At 72.8% G+C, this 18,722-nt stretch carries 17 protein-coding genes; 15 read left to right on the top strand and 2 right to left on the bottom strand.

Annotated features, from left to right (window positions below; all coding sequences use genetic code 11):
* Positions 1 to 229: 229 nt before the first annotated feature.
* The 3 genes from ACFYYB_RS13375 (at position 230) to ACFYYB_RS13365 (ending at position 3,210) form a co-directional block, all read left to right on the top strand.
* Entirely contained in the window at positions 230 to 838 is a 609-nt protein-coding gene (locus ACFYYB_RS13375) for a trimeric intracellular cation channel family protein (RefSeq protein WP_389436185.1), read from the top strand.
* A 57-nt stretch (positions 839 to 895) separates the two neighbouring features.
* On the top strand, positions 896 to 1,750 hold the full coding sequence (locus tag ACFYYB_RS13370) for a thioesterase family protein (RefSeq protein WP_389435283.1): 855 nt from the start codon (positions 896 to 898) through the stop codon (positions 1,748 to 1,750).
* A gap of 296 nt (positions 1,751 to 2,046) precedes the next feature.
* Positions 2,047 to 3,210, top strand: a complete 1,164-nt coding sequence (locus tag ACFYYB_RS13365; RefSeq protein ID WP_389435281.1) for a cysteine desulfurase family protein — start codon at positions 2,047 to 2,049, stop codon at positions 3,208 to 3,210.
* A 37-nt stretch (positions 3,211 to 3,247) separates the two neighbouring features.
* On the opposite strand, the gene ACFYYB_RS13360 is transcribed toward ACFYYB_RS13365, so the two are convergent.
* A complete protein-coding gene (locus ACFYYB_RS13360) occupies positions 3,248 to 3,934 on the bottom strand; it encodes an N-acetylmuramoyl-L-alanine amidase (RefSeq protein WP_389435279.1) in 687 nt (228 codons plus the stop codon).
* A gap of 69 nt (positions 3,935 to 4,003) precedes the next feature.
* Here ACFYYB_RS13360 and mnmA point away from each other — a divergent pair, with 69 nt between their 5' ends.
* Entirely contained in the window at positions 4,004 to 5,143 is a 1,140-nt protein-coding gene (mnmA, locus tag ACFYYB_RS13355; RefSeq protein WP_389435278.1) for a tRNA 2-thiouridine(34) synthase MnmA, read from the top strand.
* Between the two features lie 57 nt (positions 5,144 to 5,200).
* Here the strand turns inward: mnmA and ACFYYB_RS13350 are convergent, their stop codons facing one another.
* Entirely contained in the window at positions 5,201 to 6,124 is a 924-nt protein-coding gene (locus ACFYYB_RS13350; protein WP_389435277.1) for an NADP-dependent oxidoreductase, read from the bottom strand.
* 144 nt (positions 6,125 to 6,268) lie between these two features.
* On the opposite strand from ACFYYB_RS13350, the gene ACFYYB_RS13345 reads away from it, so the two are divergent.
* The 11 genes from ACFYYB_RS13345 to gatB all read left to right on the top strand — a co-directional run bounded on the left by ACFYYB_RS13345 (position 6,269) and on the right by gatB (position 18,681).
* Positions 6,269 to 7,249: a GlxA family transcriptional regulator gene (locus ACFYYB_RS13345; RefSeq protein WP_389435275.1), complete on the top strand. Its 981-nt coding sequence runs from the start codon at positions 6,269 to 6,271 to the stop codon at positions 7,247 to 7,249.
* Between the two features lie 117 nt (positions 7,250 to 7,366).
* Positions 7,367 to 7,711, top strand: coding sequence for a DUF1330 domain-containing protein (locus ACFYYB_RS13340; RefSeq protein ID WP_389435273.1), 345 nt, complete (start codon positions 7,367 to 7,369; stop codon positions 7,709 to 7,711).
* Positions 7,712 to 7,775: 64 nt separating this feature from the next.
* Positions 7,776 to 8,465, top strand: coding sequence for an SDR family oxidoreductase (locus ACFYYB_RS13335; protein ID WP_327304408.1), 690 nt, complete (start codon positions 7,776 to 7,778; stop codon positions 8,463 to 8,465).
* Positions 8,462 to 9,457 (top strand): methionine synthase, encoded by a 996-nt coding sequence (locus ACFYYB_RS13330; RefSeq protein ID WP_389435272.1) that lies wholly within the window; start codon positions 8,462 to 8,464, stop codon positions 9,455 to 9,457. Before ACFYYB_RS13335 ends, ACFYYB_RS13330 begins: the two co-directional genes overlap by 4 nt.
* 31 nt (positions 9,458 to 9,488) lie before the next feature.
* Positions 9,489 to 11,699, top strand: a complete 2,211-nt coding sequence (gene ligA, locus ACFYYB_RS13325) for an NAD-dependent DNA ligase LigA (RefSeq protein WP_389435270.1) — start codon at positions 9,489 to 9,491, stop codon at positions 11,697 to 11,699.
* 387 nt (positions 11,700 to 12,086) lie between these two features.
* Entirely contained in the window at positions 12,087 to 14,288 is a 2,202-nt protein-coding gene (locus ACFYYB_RS13320; RefSeq protein ID WP_389435269.1) for a putative bifunctional diguanylate cyclase/phosphodiesterase, read from the top strand.
* Positions 14,285 to 14,755 (top strand): nucleoside 2-deoxyribosyltransferase domain-containing protein, encoded by a 471-nt coding sequence (locus ACFYYB_RS13315; RefSeq protein ID WP_389435268.1) that lies wholly within the window; start codon positions 14,285 to 14,287, stop codon positions 14,753 to 14,755. The genes ACFYYB_RS13320 and ACFYYB_RS13315 overlap by 4 nt, the downstream gene beginning before the upstream one ends.
* Before the next feature lie 340 nt (positions 14,756 to 15,095).
* Positions 15,096 to 15,392 (top strand): Asp-tRNA(Asn)/Glu-tRNA(Gln) amidotransferase subunit GatC, encoded by a 297-nt coding sequence (gatC, locus tag ACFYYB_RS13310; protein WP_007266718.1) that lies wholly within the window; start codon positions 15,096 to 15,098, stop codon positions 15,390 to 15,392.
* Between the two features lie 5 nt (positions 15,393 to 15,397).
* A complete protein-coding gene (gene gatA, locus ACFYYB_RS13305; protein ID WP_389435266.1) occupies positions 15,398 to 16,909 on the top strand; it encodes an Asp-tRNA(Asn)/Glu-tRNA(Gln) amidotransferase subunit GatA in 1,512 nt (503 codons plus the stop codon).
* On the top strand, positions 16,906 to 17,157 hold the full coding sequence (locus ACFYYB_RS13300) for a hypothetical protein (RefSeq protein ID WP_266904189.1): 252 nt from the start codon (positions 16,906 to 16,908) through the stop codon (positions 17,155 to 17,157). Before gatA ends, ACFYYB_RS13300 begins: the two co-directional genes overlap by 4 nt.
* A 15-nt stretch (positions 17,158 to 17,172) precedes the next feature.
* Positions 17,173 to 18,681: an Asp-tRNA(Asn)/Glu-tRNA(Gln) amidotransferase subunit GatB gene (gene gatB, locus ACFYYB_RS13295; protein ID WP_389435264.1), complete on the top strand. Its 1,509-nt coding sequence runs from the start codon at positions 17,173 to 17,175 to the stop codon at positions 18,679 to 18,681.
* The last annotated feature ends 41 nt before the right edge of the window (positions 18,682 to 18,722 follow it).

Raw genomic sequence — 18,722 nt, 5'->3', positions numbered from 1 at the left:
GGCCACGCCGGTTGCCGGCGGGGCGCGTCAGCCCCGCCGGCAACCGCTCGGGCAGGATCCGGCCCCGCCGGCAACCGCTCGGCCAGGATCCGGCCCCGCCGGCCTTCGAGGCGCGGGGGTCTGCGGCGTGGCCGCGCCACACGCGTTCGAGCGTGCCGCGGGTGACCGGCAGAATGTTCCCGTGATCCACGATCTCTTCCCGCCCGGAGTCCAGCACACCTTGGACCTCATGGGCATCTTCGTCTTCGCCACGGCCGGCGCCCTGCTCGCCGTACGCAAGAACTTCGACGTCTTCGGCATCGTCGTCCTCGCGCTCGTCACCGCCCTCGGCGGCGGCCTGTTCCGCGACATCGTCATCGGCGCCACCCCGGCCGCCGCCTTCAGCGATCTCGGGTTCTTCGTCACGCCGCTGGTAGCCGCCGCGTGCGTCTTCTTCCTGCACCCCGAGGTCCAGCGGATCAACCGCGCGATCAACGTCTTCGACGCGGCCGGCCTCGGGCTCTTCTGCGTGACGGGCACGACCAAGGCGTACGAGTACGGCCTCGGCCTCACCGCCTCCGCCGCGCTCGGCGTGGCGACCGCCGTCGGTGGCGGCGTCCTGCGCGACGTCCTCGTGAACGAGGTGCCCTCGCTGCTGCGCGACCGCGAGATGTACGCCGTGCCGGCCCTCGTCGGCGCCTCGATGGTGGCGCTCTTCATCAGCTTCGACCGTCTGAACGCCCTCACGACGGGCCTGGCGATCGTCACCACCTTCGTGCTGCGGCTGCTGGCCATGCACTACCACCTGCGGGCGCCCCTCGCCTGGAACCGCCGCTCGTCGGTGGCGGAGGAGCCGTAGCGGTCGCCACACCCAGGAAAGCTACCGCTTAGTAGGGGTCGGGTGTACGGTCGTTCCATGTCACACGCAGCTGCCAAGGCCTCCATCGGCGACAGCGAGTTCGACCGCGACACCACCATCACCGCCCGTGCGGGCGAGCCCGGTGTGTACGACGCGGACCTCTCCGCCGGGTGGACGATCATCACCGCCGTCAACGGCGGATACCTTCTCGCCCTCGTCGGCCGCGCCCTGTCGGCGGCCCTGCCGCACCCGGACCCCTTCACGGTCTCCGCGCACTACCTGACCTCGTCGGTTCCCGGCCCCGCCGTGATCCGTACCGAGGTCGTACGGGTCGGCCGTACGCTCTCCAGCGGGCAGGCCTCCCTCTTCCAGTTCGACGAGAGCGGCGCCGAGATCGAGCGGATCCGCGTGCTCGCCTCCTACGGGGACCTCGCCGCGCTCCCGGACTCCGTCCACACCACGGCCCTCCCGCCCGTGATCCCCGCCTACGAGGACTGCCTCGGCCCCGAGGCCGGCCCGGCCCCGATCCCCGGCAGCTCCGCCATCGTGGACCGGCTCCGGCTCCGCCTGGACCCGGCGACGGCCGGCTGGGCCGTCGGACAGCCCTCGGGCAAGGGGGAGATGCGCTCCTGGTTCGAGCTCGCGGACGGCCGCGACGCGGACCCCCTCTCCCTCCTCCTGGCGGTGGACGCGCTCCCGCCGACCTCCTTCGACCTCGGCCTGCTCGGCTGGACCCCGACGGTGGAACTCACCACCCACATCCGCCAGCGTCCGGCGCCCGGTCCCCTCCGGGTGTCGATCACCACGCGGAACCTGGCGGGCGGCTTCCTGGAGGAGGACGCGGAGGTCTGGGACTCGGCGGATCGCCTGGTGGCCCAGTCCCGCCAACTGGCCCGGGCGCCCCGCACCTGACGTAGCCCCACGCCGGAGGACGGCCCGCGCCGAGGTTCGCGAACCTCGGCGCGGGCCGTCCTCATGTTGGGTCCGCTTTGGTCCTCATGTTTGGTCCGCGCGCGGAACGGCTGCGGAGGACGCGTCCGCGTGAACCCCTGGGCCGAGGCCGGCCGGGGGAGGGCGCGGCAGGCGGGCGCGGGGCGTGCGGAGGGGGCCGGGGCGACCCGGGTCCGGGGGGAACGGGGCCGTGGCCGGTGCCGCACGGCGGACCGGCGGCGCGGGGCCCCGGCGGGGGCTCGTAGAATCGGGGGATCATGGCCTACCTCGACCACGCCGCCACCACCCCGATGCTGCCTGAGGCCGCTGCGGCGATGACCGCGCAGTTCGCCGTCACCGGCAACGCGTCCTCCCTGCACGCCGCCGGCCGCCGCGCCCGCCGCACCGTCGAGGAGGCCCGCGAGGCCCTCGCCGACGCACTCGGGGCCCGTCCGAGCGAGGTGGTCTTCACCGCCGGCGGCACGGAGGCCGACAACCTCGCCGTCAAGGGGCTCTACTGGGCCCGCCGCGACGCCGATCCCGCCCGGACCCGCGTCCTCGCCAGCCCCGTGGAGCACCACGCCGTGCTCGACGCCGTGCACTGGCTCGCCGAGCACGAAGGGGCGCGGGTCGAGTACCTGCCCGTGGACCGCTACGGACGCGTGCACCCCGAGGCCTTCCGCGAGGCGGTCGAGCGGAACCCCGACGACATCGCGCTGGCCACCGTCATGTGGGCCAACAACGAGATCGGCACCGTCATGCCGGTCGCCGAACTCGCCGCCGTCGCACGCGAGTACGGCATCCCGCTGCACTCCGACGCCGTCCAGGCCTTCGGGCAGCTCGACGTCCGCTTCGGCGACAGCGGCCTCGCCGCGATGACCGTGAGCGGCCACAAGGTCGGCGGGCCGTACGGGATCGGCGCGCTGCTGCTCGGCCGCGACCAGAGCCCCGTACCCGTCCTGCACGGCGGGGGACAGGAGCGGCACGTGCGCTCCGGCACCCTCGACGTCCCGGCCGTCGCCGCCTTCGCGGTGGCCGCCGTCCTCGCCGCCGAGCGGCGCGAGCGGTTCGCCACCGAGATCGGCGCCCTGCGCGACCGGCTCGTCGCCGCCGTGCTCCACGAGGTCCCCGACGCCGTCCTGGGCGGCGACCCCGACGGCCGGCTCCCCGCCAACGCCCACTTCAGCTTCCCGGGCTGCGAGGGGGACTCCCTGCTGCTCCTGCTCGACGCCCAGGGCATCGAGTGCTCCACCGGCTCCGCCTGCACGGCCGGGGTGGCGCAGCCCAGCCACGTGCTGCTGGCCACCGGCACCGACCCGCGGCTGGCCCGGGGGACCCTGCGCTTCTCGCTCGGCCACACCTCCACACAGGCCGACGTGGACGCGGTCGCCGCCGCCATCGGCCCGGCCGTCGCCCGGGCCCGTACGGCGGGCCTCAGCTAGGGCGGTCTCAGCTAGGGCGGGCCTCGGCCAGGGTGGTCTAGGCCGCCTTGGCGCCCGAGGCACCGGCCTCGTTGACCATGCGGAGGTAGCGGTCCCAGTCCCAGTGGCGGCCGGGGTCCGTGTGGTCGGCCCCCGGCACCTCGGAGTGGCCGAGGAAGTGCTTGCGGTCGGCGGGTATGCCGTACCGCCTGCACACGTCGGCGGCGAGCCGCGCCGAGGCCCCGTACATCGCGTCCGTGAAGTCCCTCGGCCGGTCCACGAAGCCGACGTGCTCGATGCCGACGCTGCGCTCGTTCATGGAGCGGTTGCCCGAGTGGAAGGCGACGTCGAGCTCGCGCACCATCTGCTCGATGTGGCCGTCCTGGCCGACGATGTAGTGAGCCGACGCCCGGTGGAAGGGATTCTTGAAGGCGTCCACCGAGGACTTGAAGCCGCCCTGGGTGACATGCACCACGATCCGGTCCACCCGGTAGTCCGCGGGCCGGTCCGCCAGCCGCCAGTTCGCCGGAGAGGCCGCCGTCCAGGAGGCCCCCGCGTGGTCCAGCTCGCCGTCCTGCCGCGGCTTGGACACCCCCGGCACCAGCCACCAGGCCCGCCCGATCTCATCGCGCCCGGCGACCGCCGCGGCCGCCACCACCCCGAGCCCGCCGAACAGCACCGCCCTGCGGGTCCGCCCGGGCCGTCGTGTGCCGCCCGTACCGCCCTTGTCGCTCGCGCTCCCCATGTGATCCACCCCCTGCCACCGAGAACGCGCTGTGACCCCGCGCGGTTCCCCCGTACCCTGGACGGTGCTATGACTGAGAACCTGCCGAGCGTCCCCCGCCCCCTCCGCGTCCTCGCCGCCATGTCCGGCGGAGTGGACTCCGCCGTCGCCGCCGCCCGCGCGGTCGAAGCCGGGCACGACGTGACCGGCGTCCACCTCGCCCTCTCCGCGAACCCGCAGTCCTTCCGGACCGGGGCCCGCGGCTGCTGCACGATCGAGGACTCCCGCGACGCCCGCCGCGCCGCCGACGTCATCGGCATCCCCTTCTACGTCTGGGACCTCGCCGAGCGCTTCCGCGAGGACGTCGTCGAGGACTTCATCTCCGAGTACGAGGCCGGGCGCACCCCGAACCCCTGCCTGCGCTGCAACGAGAAGATCAAGTTCGCGGCGCTGCTCGACAAGGCCCTCGCCCTCGGCTTCGACGCCGTCTGCACCGGCCACTACGCCACCGTCGTCCTGAACGAGGACGGCACGCGCGAGCTGCACCGCGCCTCCGACATGGCCAAGGACCAGTCGTACGTCCTCGGCGTGCTCGACGAGAAGCAGCTCGCCCACGCGCTGTTCCCGCTCGGCGACACCCTCACCACCAAGGAAGAGATCCGCGCCGAGGCCGAGGAGCGGGGTCTGGCCGTCGCGAAGAAGCCCGACAGCCACGACATCTGCTTCATCGCCGACGGCGACACCCAGGGCTTCCTGGCCGGCCGCCTCGGCAAGGCCGAGGGCGACATCGTCGACGAGGCCACCGGCGAGAAGGTCGGCACCCACGAGGGCGCCTTCGGGTTCACCATCGGCCAGCGCAAGGGCCTGCGGATCGGCCACCCGGCCCCCGACGGCAAGCCGCGCTACGTCCTCGACATCTCCCCGGTGAACAACACCGTCACCGTCGGCCCCGTCGAGGCCCTGGACGTCTCCGCCCTCACCGCGATCCGCCCCCGCTGGTGCGGATCCACCGCCGCCGCCCCGGGCACGTACACCGCACAGCTGCGCGCCCACGGCGGCGAGACCGAGGTCTTCGCGGAGCTGGTGGAGGACGAACTGCGCGTCCGCTTCACCGAGCCGGTCCGCGGCGTGGCCCCCGGCCAGGCGATCGTCCTCTACGACGGCACCCGCGTGGTGGGCTCCGCCACGATCGCCACCACCACCCGGTCCACGGCGCCCGCGTCCGTCTAGTCGGGCGGCCGGTCGGCCGGGTCGGCCGGGTCGGCCAAGTCGGCCCGGTCCGCCCGCTCAGACCACCGTCAGGACGATCTTGCCGGTGGTCCGGCCGAGCTCGCCGATCTCGTGGGCCTTCGCGGCCTCGGCCAAGGGGAGCACCGTGTCGACCAGCGGCCGCAGCAGGCCCCGGTCGGCCAGGTCGGCGATCTCCCGCAGGCCGCCGAGGTCCGGCTCCACCAGGACCCAGGCGGCGTGCACGCCCGCCGTGTCGGCCGGGATGCCGTCCGGGCCCGGCAGCGTGACCAGGTGGCCGCCCGGCTTGAGCACCTTCAGCGAGCGTGCGGTGTACTCCCCGCCGACCGCGTCGACCACGATGTCCACGCCGGAGACGGCCTCCTCGAAGTCCGCGGTCCGGTAGTCGATCACCTCGTCGGCGCCGAGCTCGCGCAGCAGCCCGTGCTTGGCCGCGCTGGCGGTGCCGATCACGTACGCGCCGCGGGCCTTGGCGATCTGCACGGCCAGATGGCCGACCCCGCCGGCCGCCGCGTGCACCAGCACCCGCTGTCCGGCCGACACCCCGGCGGTGTCCACCAGTGCCTGCCAGGCGGTCAGGGCCGCCAGCGGCAGGGCCGCCGCCTGGACGTGATCCAGGGAGGCGGGCTTGCGGGCGAAGTGCCGGGCGGGCGCGGTCACGTACTCGGCGTACCCGCCGGCCTGCTCCGGGAAGCGGGGCATCCCGTACACCTCGTCGCCGGCCCGGTACAGGGTCACACCCGGTCCGACGGCCTCGACCGTGCCCGACACGTCCCAGCCGACCATCGGGACGGGCCCCCAGGGGATGAGGGCGCCGCTGGCGCGGGTCTTCCAGTCGACCGGGTTCACCCCGGCCGCGTGGACCCGTACCAGGATCTCGCCCAGGCCCGGCTCCGGACGGTCCAGCTCGGTTTCGGTCAGTACCTCGGGTCCGCCCCACTGGCTGACGACGATGGCGCGCATGAATGTCTCCCTGGTCTTTCTGGTTGCTTCTGGTCGTTCTCGGTCTGCTGTGACCTGCCGGTTTCCCCGGCGATGGCTCCAGCTTGGCCCTGTCCGGGACCGTGTGGTGGTGGCCGAATGGCCACCCTGTGACAGAATCTGGCCATGCACCGTGTAGCCGTACTCGCCCTCGAAGGCGTCGCCCCGTTCGAGCTCGGCATGCCCTCGCGGGTCTTCGGGAACGCCCGCGGCCCGGGCGGGAGCTTCCTGTACGAGGTCACCGTCTGCACCGTGGACGGCCTGCCCGTGGCGACCGACGCGGGCTTCACCATCGGCGTCGGCGCCGGGCCCGAGGCCCTCGCGGAGGCCGACACCGTGATCATCCCGCCCACCCACTCCCTGCCCGGGCTCCTGCGCGGGGAGCCGCTGCCGCCGGCCCTCGCCGACGCCCTCGCCCGGATCCGCCCGGGCACCCGCGTCGTGTCGATCTGCACCGGTTCCGAGGTGCTCGCCGCCGCGGGGCTGCTCGACGGGCGGCCCGCCACCACACACTGGATCCACGCGCCGGAGTTCCGGCGGGCCTTCCCGCGCGTCGATCTCGACGAGGACGTCCTCTTCGTCGACGACGGCGACATCCTCACCTCGGCCGGGGTGGCCGCGGGCATCGACCTGCTGCTCTACCTCGTCCGCGCCGACCACGGCAGCGCCGTCGCCAACCTCGCCGCGCGGCTGTGCGTGGTCCCGCCGTGGCGCGACGGGGGGCAGGCCCAGTACATCGTGCGGCCCGTCCCCGAACCCACCGTCGCCACCACCACCGCCACCCGGGCCTGGGCCCTGGAACGCCTCACCGAACCGATCACCCTGGCGGAGCTGGCCGCCCACGCCCGGATGAGCCTGCGCACCTTCACCCGGCGCTTCCGCGACGAGGTCGGCATGACCCCGGTGCAGTGGCTGACCGGCCAACGCCTGGAGCTCGCACGTCATTTGCTGGAGACCAGCGACCTCCCCGTCGACCTGGTCGCCCACCGCTCCGGCTTCGGCTCCGCGAACTCGCTGCGCCAGCACATGCGTTCCGCGCTCGGCATCTCACCGATCGCCTACCGGCGCACCTTCCAGCCCAACTCGCCCGTGCTCGCCGGTCATTGACGCCCCGGCAGGCCGGCGGTGCGCCCCGCCGATGACCCGGGAGGTAATCGCCTCCGGGGCCACCGACGGGCAGGATCGGATCAACAAGCCGATCCCGCACGGAAGAAGAGGCCCGAGATGACCGCCTACGCCATCGGCCACATACGCCCCGAGAGCATGAACGAGGACGTCCTGCGCTACATCGAGGAGATCCAGGCCACCATGGACCCCTTCGGGGGCCGGTTCCTCGTGCACGGCCGCCAGGTGGAGGTCATGGAGGGCGCCTGGCCCGGCACGATCGTCATGATCGCCTTCCCCGACCTGGAGGGGGCCCGCGCCTGGTACGCCTCCGCCCCCTACCAGGCACTGATCCCGCTGCGCGCCGACCACATCGCGGGCGACATCATCCTCGTCGACGGCGTCCCTGCGGACTACGACGCCTCGAAGACGGCCGCGGCCCTGCGCGAGGCGGCGGGGCTGTAGCCGATCCGCCCCCGCCGGGGGTGGACAGTGAGGCGGGGCGGGGCCGGGGTGCGAGCATGGCGGCATGCCTACTCATCTCATCACCGGCGCCGGCTCCGGGATCGGTGCCGCCGTCGCGGCCCGGCTGCACGCCCGCGGCGACGACCTCGTCCTCCTCGCCCGCGACGCCGCCCGCGCCCGGCAGCTCACCGACCGGTACCCCGGATCGAGCGCGCTCGTCGGGGACCTCGCCGACCCCGACCGGCTGTCGTGGGCCTTCTCCAAGCAGGCCGTCCCGGAGCGCATCGACTCGCTCCTGCACATCGCCGGCATCGTGGACCTCGGCCCGGTGGGGGAGCTGCGCCCCAAGACCTGGCACCAGCAGCTCAACGTCAACCTCATCGCCCCCGCCGAGGTCACCCGGCTCCTGCTGCCCACCCTGCGGGCCTCGCACGCCACCATCGTCTTCGTGAACTCCGGCGCCGGACTCGCCGCCCACGCCGACTGGAGCGCGTACGCCGCCTCCAAGCACGGGCTGAAGGCCCTCGCCGACTCGCTCCGGGCGGAGGAGAAGGAGAACGGCATCCGCGTCACCTCCGTCTACCCCGGCCGCACCGCCACCCCCATGCAGATGAAGGTCCGCTCGCAGGAGGGCGAGTCCTACGACGCCGCCGACTGGATCGACGCCGAGTCCGTCGCGACCACCATCGTGATGGCCGTCGACCTGCCCCGCGACGCCGTGGTCAGCGACCTCACCGTCAGGCCCGGCCGATGAGCGTGAGCCGCACCGGCGGGGCCACCGGGATCGGCTCGCTCCCCGGTGGCGACGCCCGCGAGGCCGCCAAGACCGTCACCGGCTCCTTCGAGGAGTTCCCGTACCTCGCCGAGCTGCCCGCCCGGGGCCCCGGCGCGGACATGATCGGCCGGTCCCTCGGGCTGCTCGTGGACATGTACGCGCACGTCGAGCCCAGCGGCTGGCGGATCAGCGACCGCCCCGGCCGCGACAGCAAGCGGGCCCGCTCCTGGCTCGGCGAGGACCTGGACGCCCTGGAGGAGTTCACCCAGGGGTACGAGGGCCGGCTCAAGGTCCAGGCCGTCGGGCCGTGGACGCTGGCCTCCTCCCTGGAACTGCACGGCGGCGAGTCCGTCCTCCAGGACCCGGGCGCCTGCCGGGACCTGGCCGGGTCCCTCGCGGAGGGCGTGCGCGAGCACCTGGCCGACGTGCGCAAGCGGATCCCCGGCGCCGAGATCGTCCTGCAGTACGACGAGCCCTCGCTCACCGCCGTCCTGCTCGGGCGGGTGCGCTCCGCCAGCGGCTACCGCACGTACCGCGCCGTCGACCGGCAGGTCGTCGAGGGGACCCTGCGCGAGCTGTTCGCCGTCCACGACGGGGAGGTCATCGTGCACTCCTGCGCCCCCGAGGTCCCCTTCGGTCTGCTGCGGCGCGCCGGGGTCTCGGGCGTGTCGTTCGATTTCTCCTTGCTCACCGAGCGCGAGGATGACGCCATCGGGGAAGCCGTCGAAGCCGGTACGAAACTCTTCGCCGGAGTGGTGCCGGGGACCGACGGCCCGTTGTCGGACCCGGGCGGTAGCGTCATGGGTGTCAGGAAGCTCTGGCGCAGGCTGGGGCTGACCCCGGGGACTCTGGCGGAGTCCGTCGGGGTCACCCCTTCGTGCGGTCTGGCGGGCGCTTCGCCCGCCTACGCGCGGGCTGTTCAGGCCCACTGCGTCAGGGCGGCGAGGTCGCTCGCCGACAACCCTGAGTGATGGATCGAGACGGGTCACGGGAGGACACGGCATGGCAGCCGAACAGAAGCAGGGCAGCGAATCGACCGTACCGGCGGAACTGCGCGAGCAGCACGCGCTGATCGCCGAGCAGGTCGAGGAGCACCGCTTCCGGTACTACGTGAACGACCAGCCGGTCGTCAGCGACGCCGAGTTCGACAAGCTGCTGCGCTCGCTGGAAGCGCTGGAGGAGCAGTACCCGGAGCTGCGCACGCCCGATTCGCCCACCCAGAAGGTGGCCGGGGCGTACGAGACGGACTTCGCCTCCGTGGAGCACCGCGAGCGGATGCTCTCCCTCGACAACGCCTTCGACGACGAGGAGCTGGCGGCCTGGGCCGAGCGCGTGGCCCGGGACGCCAACACCTCCGACTACCACTACCTGTGCGAGCTCAAGGTGGACGGCCTCGCCGTCAACCTCACCTACGAGAACGGCCGCCTGACCCGCGCCGCCACCCGCGGCGACGGCCGCACGGGCGAGGACATCACGCCCAACGTCCGCACCATCGCCGACGTCCCCGACCGGCTGAAGGGCGACCGGATCCCCGCCCTGGTCGAGATCCGCGGCGAGGTCTACTTCCCGATGGAGAAGTTCGAGGAGCTCAACGCCCGGCTCGTCGAGGCCGAGGGCAAGCCCTTCGCCAACCCGCGCAACGCGGCGGCCGGTTCGCTGCGCCAGAAGGACCCGAAGGTCACCGCGAGCCGCCCGCTGCACATGGTCGTGCACGGCATCGGCGCCCGCGAGGGCTTCGAGATCGAGAACCAGTCGCAGGCCTACGAGCTGCTGCACGAGTGGGGTCTGCCCACCGCCCAGCACAACAAGGTGGTCTCCACGCTCGCCGAGGTCCGGGAGTTCATCGCCCACTTCGGCGAGAACCGCCACTCGGTGGAGCACGAGATCGACGGGGTCGTCGTCAAGCTCGACGAGATCGCCCTCCAGGGCCGCCTCGGCTCCACCGCGCGCGCCCCGCGCTGGGCCATCGCCTGGAAGTACGCCCCCGAGGAGGTCAACACCAAGCTGATCGACATCAAGGTCGGCGTGGGCCGCACCGGACGCGTGACCCCGTACGCCCAGGTGGAGCCGGTGACGGTGGCGGGCTCCGAGGTGGAGTTCGCGACCCTGCACAACCAGGAGGTCGTCAAGGCCAAGGGCGTGCTCATCGGGGACACCGTCGTGCTGCGCAAGGCCGGCGAGGTCATTCCCGAGATCCTCGGACCGGTGGTCGACCTGCGGGACGGCAGCGAGCGGGAGTTCGTCATGCCGGCCGAGTGCCCGGAGTGCGGGACGCCGCTGCGGCCGATGAAGGCGGGGGACATCGACGTCCGGTGCCCCAACGCACGGTCCTGTCCGGCCCAGTTGCGCGAGCGGGTCGGCTACCTGGCCGGTCGCGACAGCCTGGACATCGAGAACTTCGGCATGGTCGCGGCAGCCGCGCTGACCGGACCGCTGGAGCCCGCCGTCCCGCCGCTGCTCGACGAGGGCGACCTCTTCGACCTCACCATCGAGCAGCTGCTCCCGATCAGGGCCTACGTGCTCGACCCGGACAGCGGGCTGCCCAAGCGGGACCCGAAGACGGGCGAGGAGAAGATCGTCACGGTCTTCGCCAACCAGAAGGGCGAGCCGAAGAAGAACGCCCTGTCGATGCTGGAGAACATCGCCGCGGCCAAGGACCGCCCGCTCGCCCGCATCATCAACGGCCTGTCGATCCGTCACGTCGGCCCGGTCGCGGCGGAGGCCCTCGCCCGTCAGTTCCGTTCGATCGACGCCATCCGCAGCGCCACCGAGGAGGAACTCACCTCGGCCGAGGGCGTCGGCGACATCATCGCCGCCTCCCTCAAGGAATGGTTCGCCGAGCCCTGGCACGAGGAGATCCTGCGCAAGTGGCGGGCGGCCGGCGTCCGGATGGAGGAGGAAGGTTCCGGCGAGGACGAGGGGCCGCGCCCGCTGGAAGGGCTGACCGTCGTGGTCACCGGAACTTTGCAGAGCCACACGCGGGACGGCGCGAAGGAGGCCCTGCAGAGCCGCGGCGCCAAGGTCACCGGATCCGTCTCGAAGAAGACCTCCTTCGTCGTGGCCGGCGACAACCCCGGCTCGAAGTACGACAAGGCCGTGCAGTTGAAGCTCTCCATCCTCGACGACGCCGGATTCGCCGTCCTGCTGGAGGAGGGCCCCGACGCGGCGCGTGAGGCCGCGCTCCCGGTGGACGGCGACGCCGCAGCGGAGTAGCGAAGGCGAACGGATGCGTGGCGTGCGGCCGTACGAGCGGGCGCGCGCCGGGCGCGGCCGGCGGTGGCACCCGGTGGGCCACGGCCGGTACCCGGTCCCCGTGAGGCCGGTACAAGGCTGGTGGCGGGCCCACGACCTGTCGGATCATCGGACGGGCGGCCGGTGGGCCTGGTCCAAACTCACCCGTTCGGCGGATACCGTACTGATGAGGATGGCTGGGTCGTATTCGGGCAACCGCCGCCGACCGCTGCCCCTGGGCGCCTCCCGCGTCCTACTGTTGAGGGGTGCGCCTGTCGTGCACGGCTGCTTGACGCGCTTCCAGCCGTGATGGCACGGCATCGGGGCCATCGCGTGGCATCGGCATCGCCGGCTGTGAGAGGGACGGGCATGAAACCCACCGAAAGCGCCGACCCGTCACCAGATTTCGGCGGGGAGTTCCCGTCCATGCGGACGGGCCGGCTCGGTGTCCTGGGCGCCAGGACACCGTATGCGCGACCGCTCGACACCGGCGTGGGCGCGGGCCGGGCGGATCGCGGCGCCGTGCTGCCCCTCGCCATCGTCGGTCTCGCCGCCGTCGTGCTCGGCGTCGGCATCGTCACCGCACTGACCAGCCGTCACGCCCTGTTCCCCGGCGGCCCGGTCGGCTGGGCGCTCGCCCTGCTCACCGGCATCATCGTCGGCCACCTCGTCGCCCTCGGCCGCGACCGCTGGTGGGGCGGCACCGGATCGGGCGCGGCCCTCACCCTCGGCGTCCTCATCCTCTACGGATGGGTCCCCGCGGGCCTGGTCTCCCTCGCCGTGGTCTCCCTCGTCGGCGCCGCCCGCAGACACCGCTGGCGCCAGGGCCTGCTGCACGGAGCCACCGACGTCCTCGGCATCGGCGCGGGCGCCCTCGTCCTCGCCGCGTTCGGCGAGTCGCCCTCCGTGGAGGCCCCGTGGCGGCCCACCGGCTGGGAGCTCGACGCGGTACCCGAGGTCATCCTGGTCGCGCTCGCCTACCTGCTCGTCACCCGCGTCCTGCTGTGGCTCGCCCTCGCCCCGAGCGGCGGCGGACTGCCCACGGTCGCCCGTACCGCGCTGCTGCGCCAGGCGCTGGTCGCCGTGGCGCTCCTCGGCATCGCCCCGCTGATCTGCGTGGTCGCCGAATCGCAGCCGGTGCTGCTGCCGCTGTTCGCCGTACCGCTGATCGCCCTGGACTCCACCCTGTGGATCGCCCGCGCCCGCGCCGAGGAGCAGCTGCGGGACCCGCTCACCGGACTGCCCAACCGCCAGTGGCTGCTGGAGCGCGCCTGGAGCGCCCTCGACCAGGCCGAACGTTCCGGCAACCGTGCGGCGCTGGTCCTGATCGACCTGGACCGCTTCCGCGCGGTCAACGACACCCTCGGCCACCTCGCCGGCGACCGCCTGCTCCTGCAGATAGCGGACCGGCTGCGCCAGGCCCTGCCCCCGGACGCCGAGGCGGCCCGCCTGGGCGGCGACGAGTTCGCCGTCCTCCTCCCCATCGCCGACTCCACCACCAGCGCCCAGCGGATCGCCCGCAACCTCGTCGCCGAACTCAGCTCCCCCCTCGACCTGGACGGCCTGACCCTGGTCCTGGAGGCCAGCGCCGGCCTCGCCGTCTTCCCCGACCACGCCCTGGACGCGGAGGGGCTGCTGCGCCGCGCCGACGTCGCCATGTACCAGGCGAAGCGGGACCGCACCGGGGTCGAGGTCTACGAGTCCAAGCGCGACAGCAACACCCCCGACCGGCTCGGCCTGCTGGGCGACCTGCGCAGGGCGCTGGACGCGGGCGAGGTGGAACTGCACTACCAGCCGAAGGTCCGCTTCGACGGCAAGGTGGCCGGGCTCGAAGCACTGGTGCGCTGGGTGCACCCGGAGCGCGGGCGGGTCCCCCCGGACGAGTTCATCGCGATCGCCGAGACCTCCGGGCTGATGCCGCACCTGACGGAGTACGTACTGGAGACCGCGCTCGCGCAGGTCGCCCGGTGGCGGGCCCAGGGCCTCAAGGTCCCGGTCGCCGTCAACGTGTCGCCGCGCGACGTCCACACCCCCGGCTTCGCCGGCGCCGTGGCCGCGCGCCTCGCCCGGCACGGGGTCCCGGCGAGCGGGCTCCAGCTGGAAATAACGGAACACGTCCTGCTGGAGGACCCGCAGCGGGCCGCCGACACCATGGCCGGACTGACCGGCCACGGCGTGAAGATGTCGCTGGACGACTTCGGCACGGGCTACTCCTCCCTCGTCCACCTGCGGCGGCTGCCCGTCAGCGAGCTGAAGATCGACCGCTCGTTCGTGGCGCGGCTCGCCGTGGACGCCCAGGACGCCGAGATCGTCCGCTGCACCGTCGACCTCGCCCACTCGCTCGGCCTGCTGGTCGTCGCGGAGGGCGTCGAGGACGACGAGACGTGGGAGCGGCTCCGCGACCTGGGCTGCGACGCCGTCCAGGGCTGGCTGGTCGCGGCCGCGATGCCTCCGCAGGAGGCGACGGCCTGGCTGCTGGCCCGCGGCGAGCGCGGCTGGCGGCGGCCGGCGGACATCACGGCGGAGCTGGCCGCGGAGGCGGCGTCCGCCGCGGCGGCGCAGACCCCGTGAGGTACGTGGAGGCCCCGGCGGTGCACCGGCCCGCGCCGGGGGATCCGCCGTCCGTCTTCCTGGCGGGCGGGATCACCCACTGCCCGCGCTGGCAGCCGGAGGCGGCGCGGGAGCTGGCCGACTTCGTCGTGCTCAACCCGCGGCGGGCGGACTTCGACGTGTCCGACCCCTCGCAGACGGACGTCCAGATCGCCTGGGAGTACGCGCACCTGCTGCGGGCGGACCTCACCCTCTTCTGGTTCCCCGCATGCGAGGCGTCCCTCACGGTCCAGCCGATCACCCTGTACGAACTCGGCGCGGCCGCGGCCACCCCGGGCCGCCGCCTGGTCGTCGGCGCCGACCCCGGCTACCCGCGACGCGCGGACGTGGTCACGCAGCTGGGGCTGTCGAGGCCGGACCTGACGGTCCACTCCACCCTGCCCGAAACCGTGGCGGCCGCCCGCGCCGAGCTGACCGTCCCGGTCTGACGCTGAGCACATCCAGCCTCGCCGGCGTTTGAGGCGCGGGGTCCGGGCGCAGCCCCGGGGAACGGGCGAAGGGCGGGTAGGGGAACGTCGGCCGCGCGGCGGCAAGGGTCGCGGCGGGGAACTTCGCCCCGCGCAGCGGGACACCCGCAGCGGCCGCACGCAGCCGGGCGCGGGCTCGGGGCTCCGTGCAAGCCGCCGCAGGCGGCCCCGTCGCGGAGCGGAATCCGCCCGCCGGGGGGCTTCGTACCGCCCCGGGGGGAAACCGGGGCGTCGGGCGGGGGCGGGGCCCCATAGGATTGGGGCCGAAACCTACACACCCGAACCCCCAGAGGATCGCTGCATGCCTGGCATCACGCGCGAGGAGGTCGCCCACCTCGCTCGGCTGGCACGTCTGGAGCTGAAGAGCGAAGAGCTCGACCACTTCGCTGGACAGCTCGACGACATCATCGGCGCGGTCGCCCGCGTTTCCGAGGTCGCCGACCAAGACGTCCCGCCGACCTCCCACCCGCTGCCGCTGACGAACGTCATGCGCGCGGACGAGGTCCGTCCGTCGCTCACCCCCGAGCAGGCGCTTTCCGGCGCTCCCGCCCAGGAGCAGCAGCGTTTCAAGGTGCCGCAGATCCTGGGGGAGGACTAATCACCATGGCTGACATCAACAGCACCATCGACATCATCCGGCTCACGGCCGCCCAGACCGCCGAGAAGATCGCCTCCGGCGAGCTCACGGCCGTCGAGGTCACCGAGGCCCACCTGGCCCGCATCGGGGCGACCGACGAGAAGGTCAACGCCTTCCTGCACGTCGACCGCGAGGGCGCCCTCGCCCAGGCCGCCGCCGTCGACGCCAAGCGCGAGCGCGGCGAGAAGCTCGGCCCGCTGGCCGGCGTACCGCTCGCCCTCAAGGACATCTTCACCACCGTCGGGATCCCGACGACCGTGGGTTCGAAGATCCTCGAAGGCTGGATCCCGCCGTACGACGCCACCCTGACGCGCAAGCTGAAGGAAGCCGACGTCGTCATCCTCGGCAAGACCAACATGGACGAGTTCGCCATGGGGTCCTCCACCGAGAACAGCGCCTACGGGCCCACCGGCAACCCCTGGGACCTCACCCGCGTCCCCGGCGGCTCCGGCGGCGGCTCCGCGGCCGCGCTGGCCGCCTTCCAGGCGCCGCTGGCCATCGGCACGGACACCGGCGGCTCCATCCGCCAGCCCGCGGCCCTCACCGGCACCGTCGGCGTGAAGCCCACCTACGGCGGCGTCTCCCGCTACGGCATGGTGGCCTTCTCCTCCTCCCTCGACCAGGGCGGCCCCTGCGCCCGTACGGTCCTGGACGCGGCCCTCCTCCACGAGGTCATCGCCGGCCACGACCCGATGGACTCCACGTCCATCGACGCCCCGGTCCCGCCGGTCGTCGAGGCGGCCCTGAGCGGCTCCGTCGCCGGCATGCGCGTCGGTGTCGTCAAGCAGTTCGCCGGCGAGGGCTACCAGGCCGGTGTCGTCCAGCGGTTCAACGAGTCCGTCGCCCTCCTCAAGGAGCTCGGCGCCGAGATCGTGGAGCTGGACTGCCCGTCCTTCGACCTCGCGATGGCCGCGTACTACCTCATCGCGCCGTCCGAGTGCTCCTCGAACCTGGCCCGCTTCGACGCCATGCGCTACGGCCTGCGCGTCGGCGACGACGGCACCAAGTCCGCCGAGGACGTCACCGCGCTGACCCGCGAAGCCGGTTTCGGCGACGAGGTCAAGCGCCGCATCATCCTCGGTACGTACGCGCTCAGCTCCGGCTACTACGACGCGTACTACGGCTCCGCCCAGAAGGTCCGCACGCTCATCACGCGGGACTTCGAGAAGGCCTTCGAGCAGGTCGACGTGATCGTCTCGCCGACCACGCCCACCACCGCCTTCGCGATCGGTGAGCGCACCGACGACCCGCTGGCGATGTACCTCGCCGACCTGTGCACCATCCCGACCAACCTGGCCGGCAACTCCGCCATGTCGCTGCCCTGCGGCCTGGCTCCGGAGGACGGTCTCCCGGTCGGGCTCCAGATCATCGCCCCGGCGATGAAGGACGACCGGCTGTACAAGGTCGGTGCCGCCGTCGAGGCCGCCTTCGTCGAGCGCTGGGGCCACCCGCTGCTTGAGGAGGCTCCGTCGCTGTGAGTTCCAATACGAGTGCGCTGTCCAAGGCCAAGGGCTTCAGGAAGTCCAAGTCCGGTACGTACCTGTCGATCGGCACCACCGCTTTCGGTGCCCTCAGCGTGGTCAAGCAGGCCAAGAAGGCCCGCACCGAGCACGACACGCTGAAGCTGATCGACGCCGTCGTGTCCGCCGCCGCCATCGTCACCGGCCTCGCGATCCTGTACCGCGAGCTGAAGCGTCTCGGCGACGACGACGTCCTGCTGGGCTGAGAGGGAATTTCCACTGTGACTGCCATTGAACTGCTGTCGTACGAGGACGCCCTCGCGTCGTACGACCCCGTCATGGGCCTCGAGGTCCATGTCGAGCTCGGCACGAAGACCAAGATGTTCTGCGGCTGCTCGACCGAGCTGGGCGCCGAGCCCAACTCGCAGACCTGCCCGGTCTGTCTCGGCCTGCCCGGCGCGCTGCCGGTCGTCAACGAGATCGGCATCGAGTCGGCCATCAAGATCGGTCTCGCGCTGAACTGCGAGATCGCCGAGTGGTGCCGCTTCGCCCGGAAGAACTACTTCTACCCGGACATGCCGAAGAACTTCCAGACCTCCCAGTACGACGAGCCGATCGCCTTCAACGGCTTCCTCGACGTGCAGCTGGAGGACGGCGAGATCTTCCGCGTGGAGATCGAGCGCGCCCACATGGAGGAGGACACCGGCAAGTCGCTGCACGTCGGCGGCGCCACCGGTCGCATCCACGGCGCGTCCCACTCGCTGCTGGACTACAACCGCGCCGGCATCCCCCTCATCGAGATCGTCACCAAGCCGATCGAGGGCGCCGGAGTCCGCGCCCCCGAGGTGGCCAAGGCGTACGTCGCCGAGCTGCGCGAGGTCATCAAGGCGCTCGGCGTCTCCGAGGCCCGCATGGACAAGGGCCAGATGCGCTGCGACGTCAACCTGTCGCTGCGCACCAGCCCCGAGGTGCCCATGGGCACCCGCAGCGAGACGAAGAACGTCAACTCGCTGCGTTCCGTCGAGCGCGCCGCCCGCTTCGAGATCCAGCGCCACGCGGCGGTGCTCTCCTCCGGCGGCTCGATCGTGCAGGAGACCCGGCACTTCCACGAGGAGGACGGCTCCACCACGGCCGGCCGCATCAAGGACAACGCCGAGGACTACCGGTACTTCCCGGAGCCCGACCTGGTCCCGATCGCCCCGGCCCGCACCTGGGTCGAGGAGCTGCGCTCCGGTCTTCCGGAGATGCCGCGCGCGCGCCGCAACCGCCTCCTCCAGGAGTGGGGCGTCACCGAGCACGACATGCAGTCGATCCTCAACGCGGGCGCGGTGGACTCCATCGTCGCCACCATCGAGGCCGGCGCCGACTCGACGGCCGCCCGCAAGTGGTGGATGGGCGAGCTGGCGCGCAACGCCAACGAGCAGGGCGTCGTCGTCGACGAGCTGCCCATCACCCCCGTCCAGGTCGCGCGCGTCGCGGCCCTGGTGGCGGCCGGCGAGCTCAACGACAAGCTGGCCCGCCAGGTCCTCGAAGGCGTCCTCGCCGGCGAGGGCACCCCGGACGAGGTCGTCGAGAAGCGCGGCCTGAAGGTCGTCTCGGACGAGGGCGCGCTCGGCGCGGCCGTGGACGAGGCCATCGCGGGCAACGCGGGCATCGCCGACAAGATCCGCGGTGGCAAGGTCGCCGCGGTCGGCGCGCTGGTCGGAGCGGTCATGAAGACCACCCGCGGCCAGGCGGACGCGGCCCGCGTCAAGGAGCTCATCCTGGAGCGCCTGGGCGTCTCCGAGTAGCGGAGACCGCTCCCGCCGTACGTACGAAGGCCCCGCACCGG

Origin of the sequence: Streptomyces sp. NPDC002886 (assembly GCF_042888445.1) — a bacterium.
GTDB lineage: Bacteria > Actinomycetota > Actinomycetes > Streptomycetales > Streptomycetaceae > Streptomyces.
Note: the sequence above shows the minus strand (reverse complement) of the source record. Positions and strands in the feature narration are given on the sequence as shown.

Coding starts and splice junctions, on each gene's coding strand:
- ACFYYB_RS13375 (WP_389436185.1), top strand. CDS start 230: ATGGGCATCTTCGTCTTCGCCACGGCCGGCGCCCTGCTCGCCGTACGC.
- ACFYYB_RS13370 (WP_389435283.1), top strand. CDS start 896: ATGTCACACGCAGCTGCCAAGGCCTCCATCGGCGACAGCGAGTTCGAC.
- ACFYYB_RS13365 (WP_389435281.1), top strand. CDS start 2,047: ATGGCCTACCTCGACCACGCCGCCACCACCCCGATGCTGCCTGAGGCC.
- ACFYYB_RS13360 (WP_389435279.1), bottom strand. CDS start 3,934: ATGGGGAGCGCGAGCGACAAGGGCGGTACGGGCGGCACACGACGGCCC.
- mnmA (WP_389435278.1), top strand. CDS start 4,004: ATGACTGAGAACCTGCCGAGCGTCCCCCGCCCCCTCCGCGTCCTCGCC.
- ACFYYB_RS13350 (WP_389435277.1), bottom strand. CDS start 6,124: ATGCGCGCCATCGTCGTCAGCCAGTGGGGCGGACCCGAGGTACTGACC.
- ACFYYB_RS13345 (WP_389435275.1), top strand. CDS start 6,269: ATGCACCGTGTAGCCGTACTCGCCCTCGAAGGCGTCGCCCCGTTCGAG.
- ACFYYB_RS13340 (WP_389435273.1), top strand. CDS start 7,367: ATGACCGCCTACGCCATCGGCCACATACGCCCCGAGAGCATGAACGAG.
- ACFYYB_RS13335 (WP_327304408.1), top strand. CDS start 7,776: ATGCCTACTCATCTCATCACCGGCGCCGGCTCCGGGATCGGTGCCGCC.
- ACFYYB_RS13330 (WP_389435272.1), top strand. CDS start 8,462: ATGAGCGTGAGCCGCACCGGCGGGGCCACCGGGATCGGCTCGCTCCCC.
- ligA (WP_389435270.1), top strand. CDS start 9,489: ATGGCAGCCGAACAGAAGCAGGGCAGCGAATCGACCGTACCGGCGGAA.
- ACFYYB_RS13320 (WP_389435269.1), top strand. CDS start 12,087: ATGAAACCCACCGAAAGCGCCGACCCGTCACCAGATTTCGGCGGGGAG.
- gatC (WP_007266718.1), top strand. CDS start 15,096: ATGCCTGGCATCACGCGCGAGGAGGTCGCCCACCTCGCTCGGCTGGCA.
- gatA (WP_389435266.1), top strand. CDS start 15,398: ATGGCTGACATCAACAGCACCATCGACATCATCCGGCTCACGGCCGCC.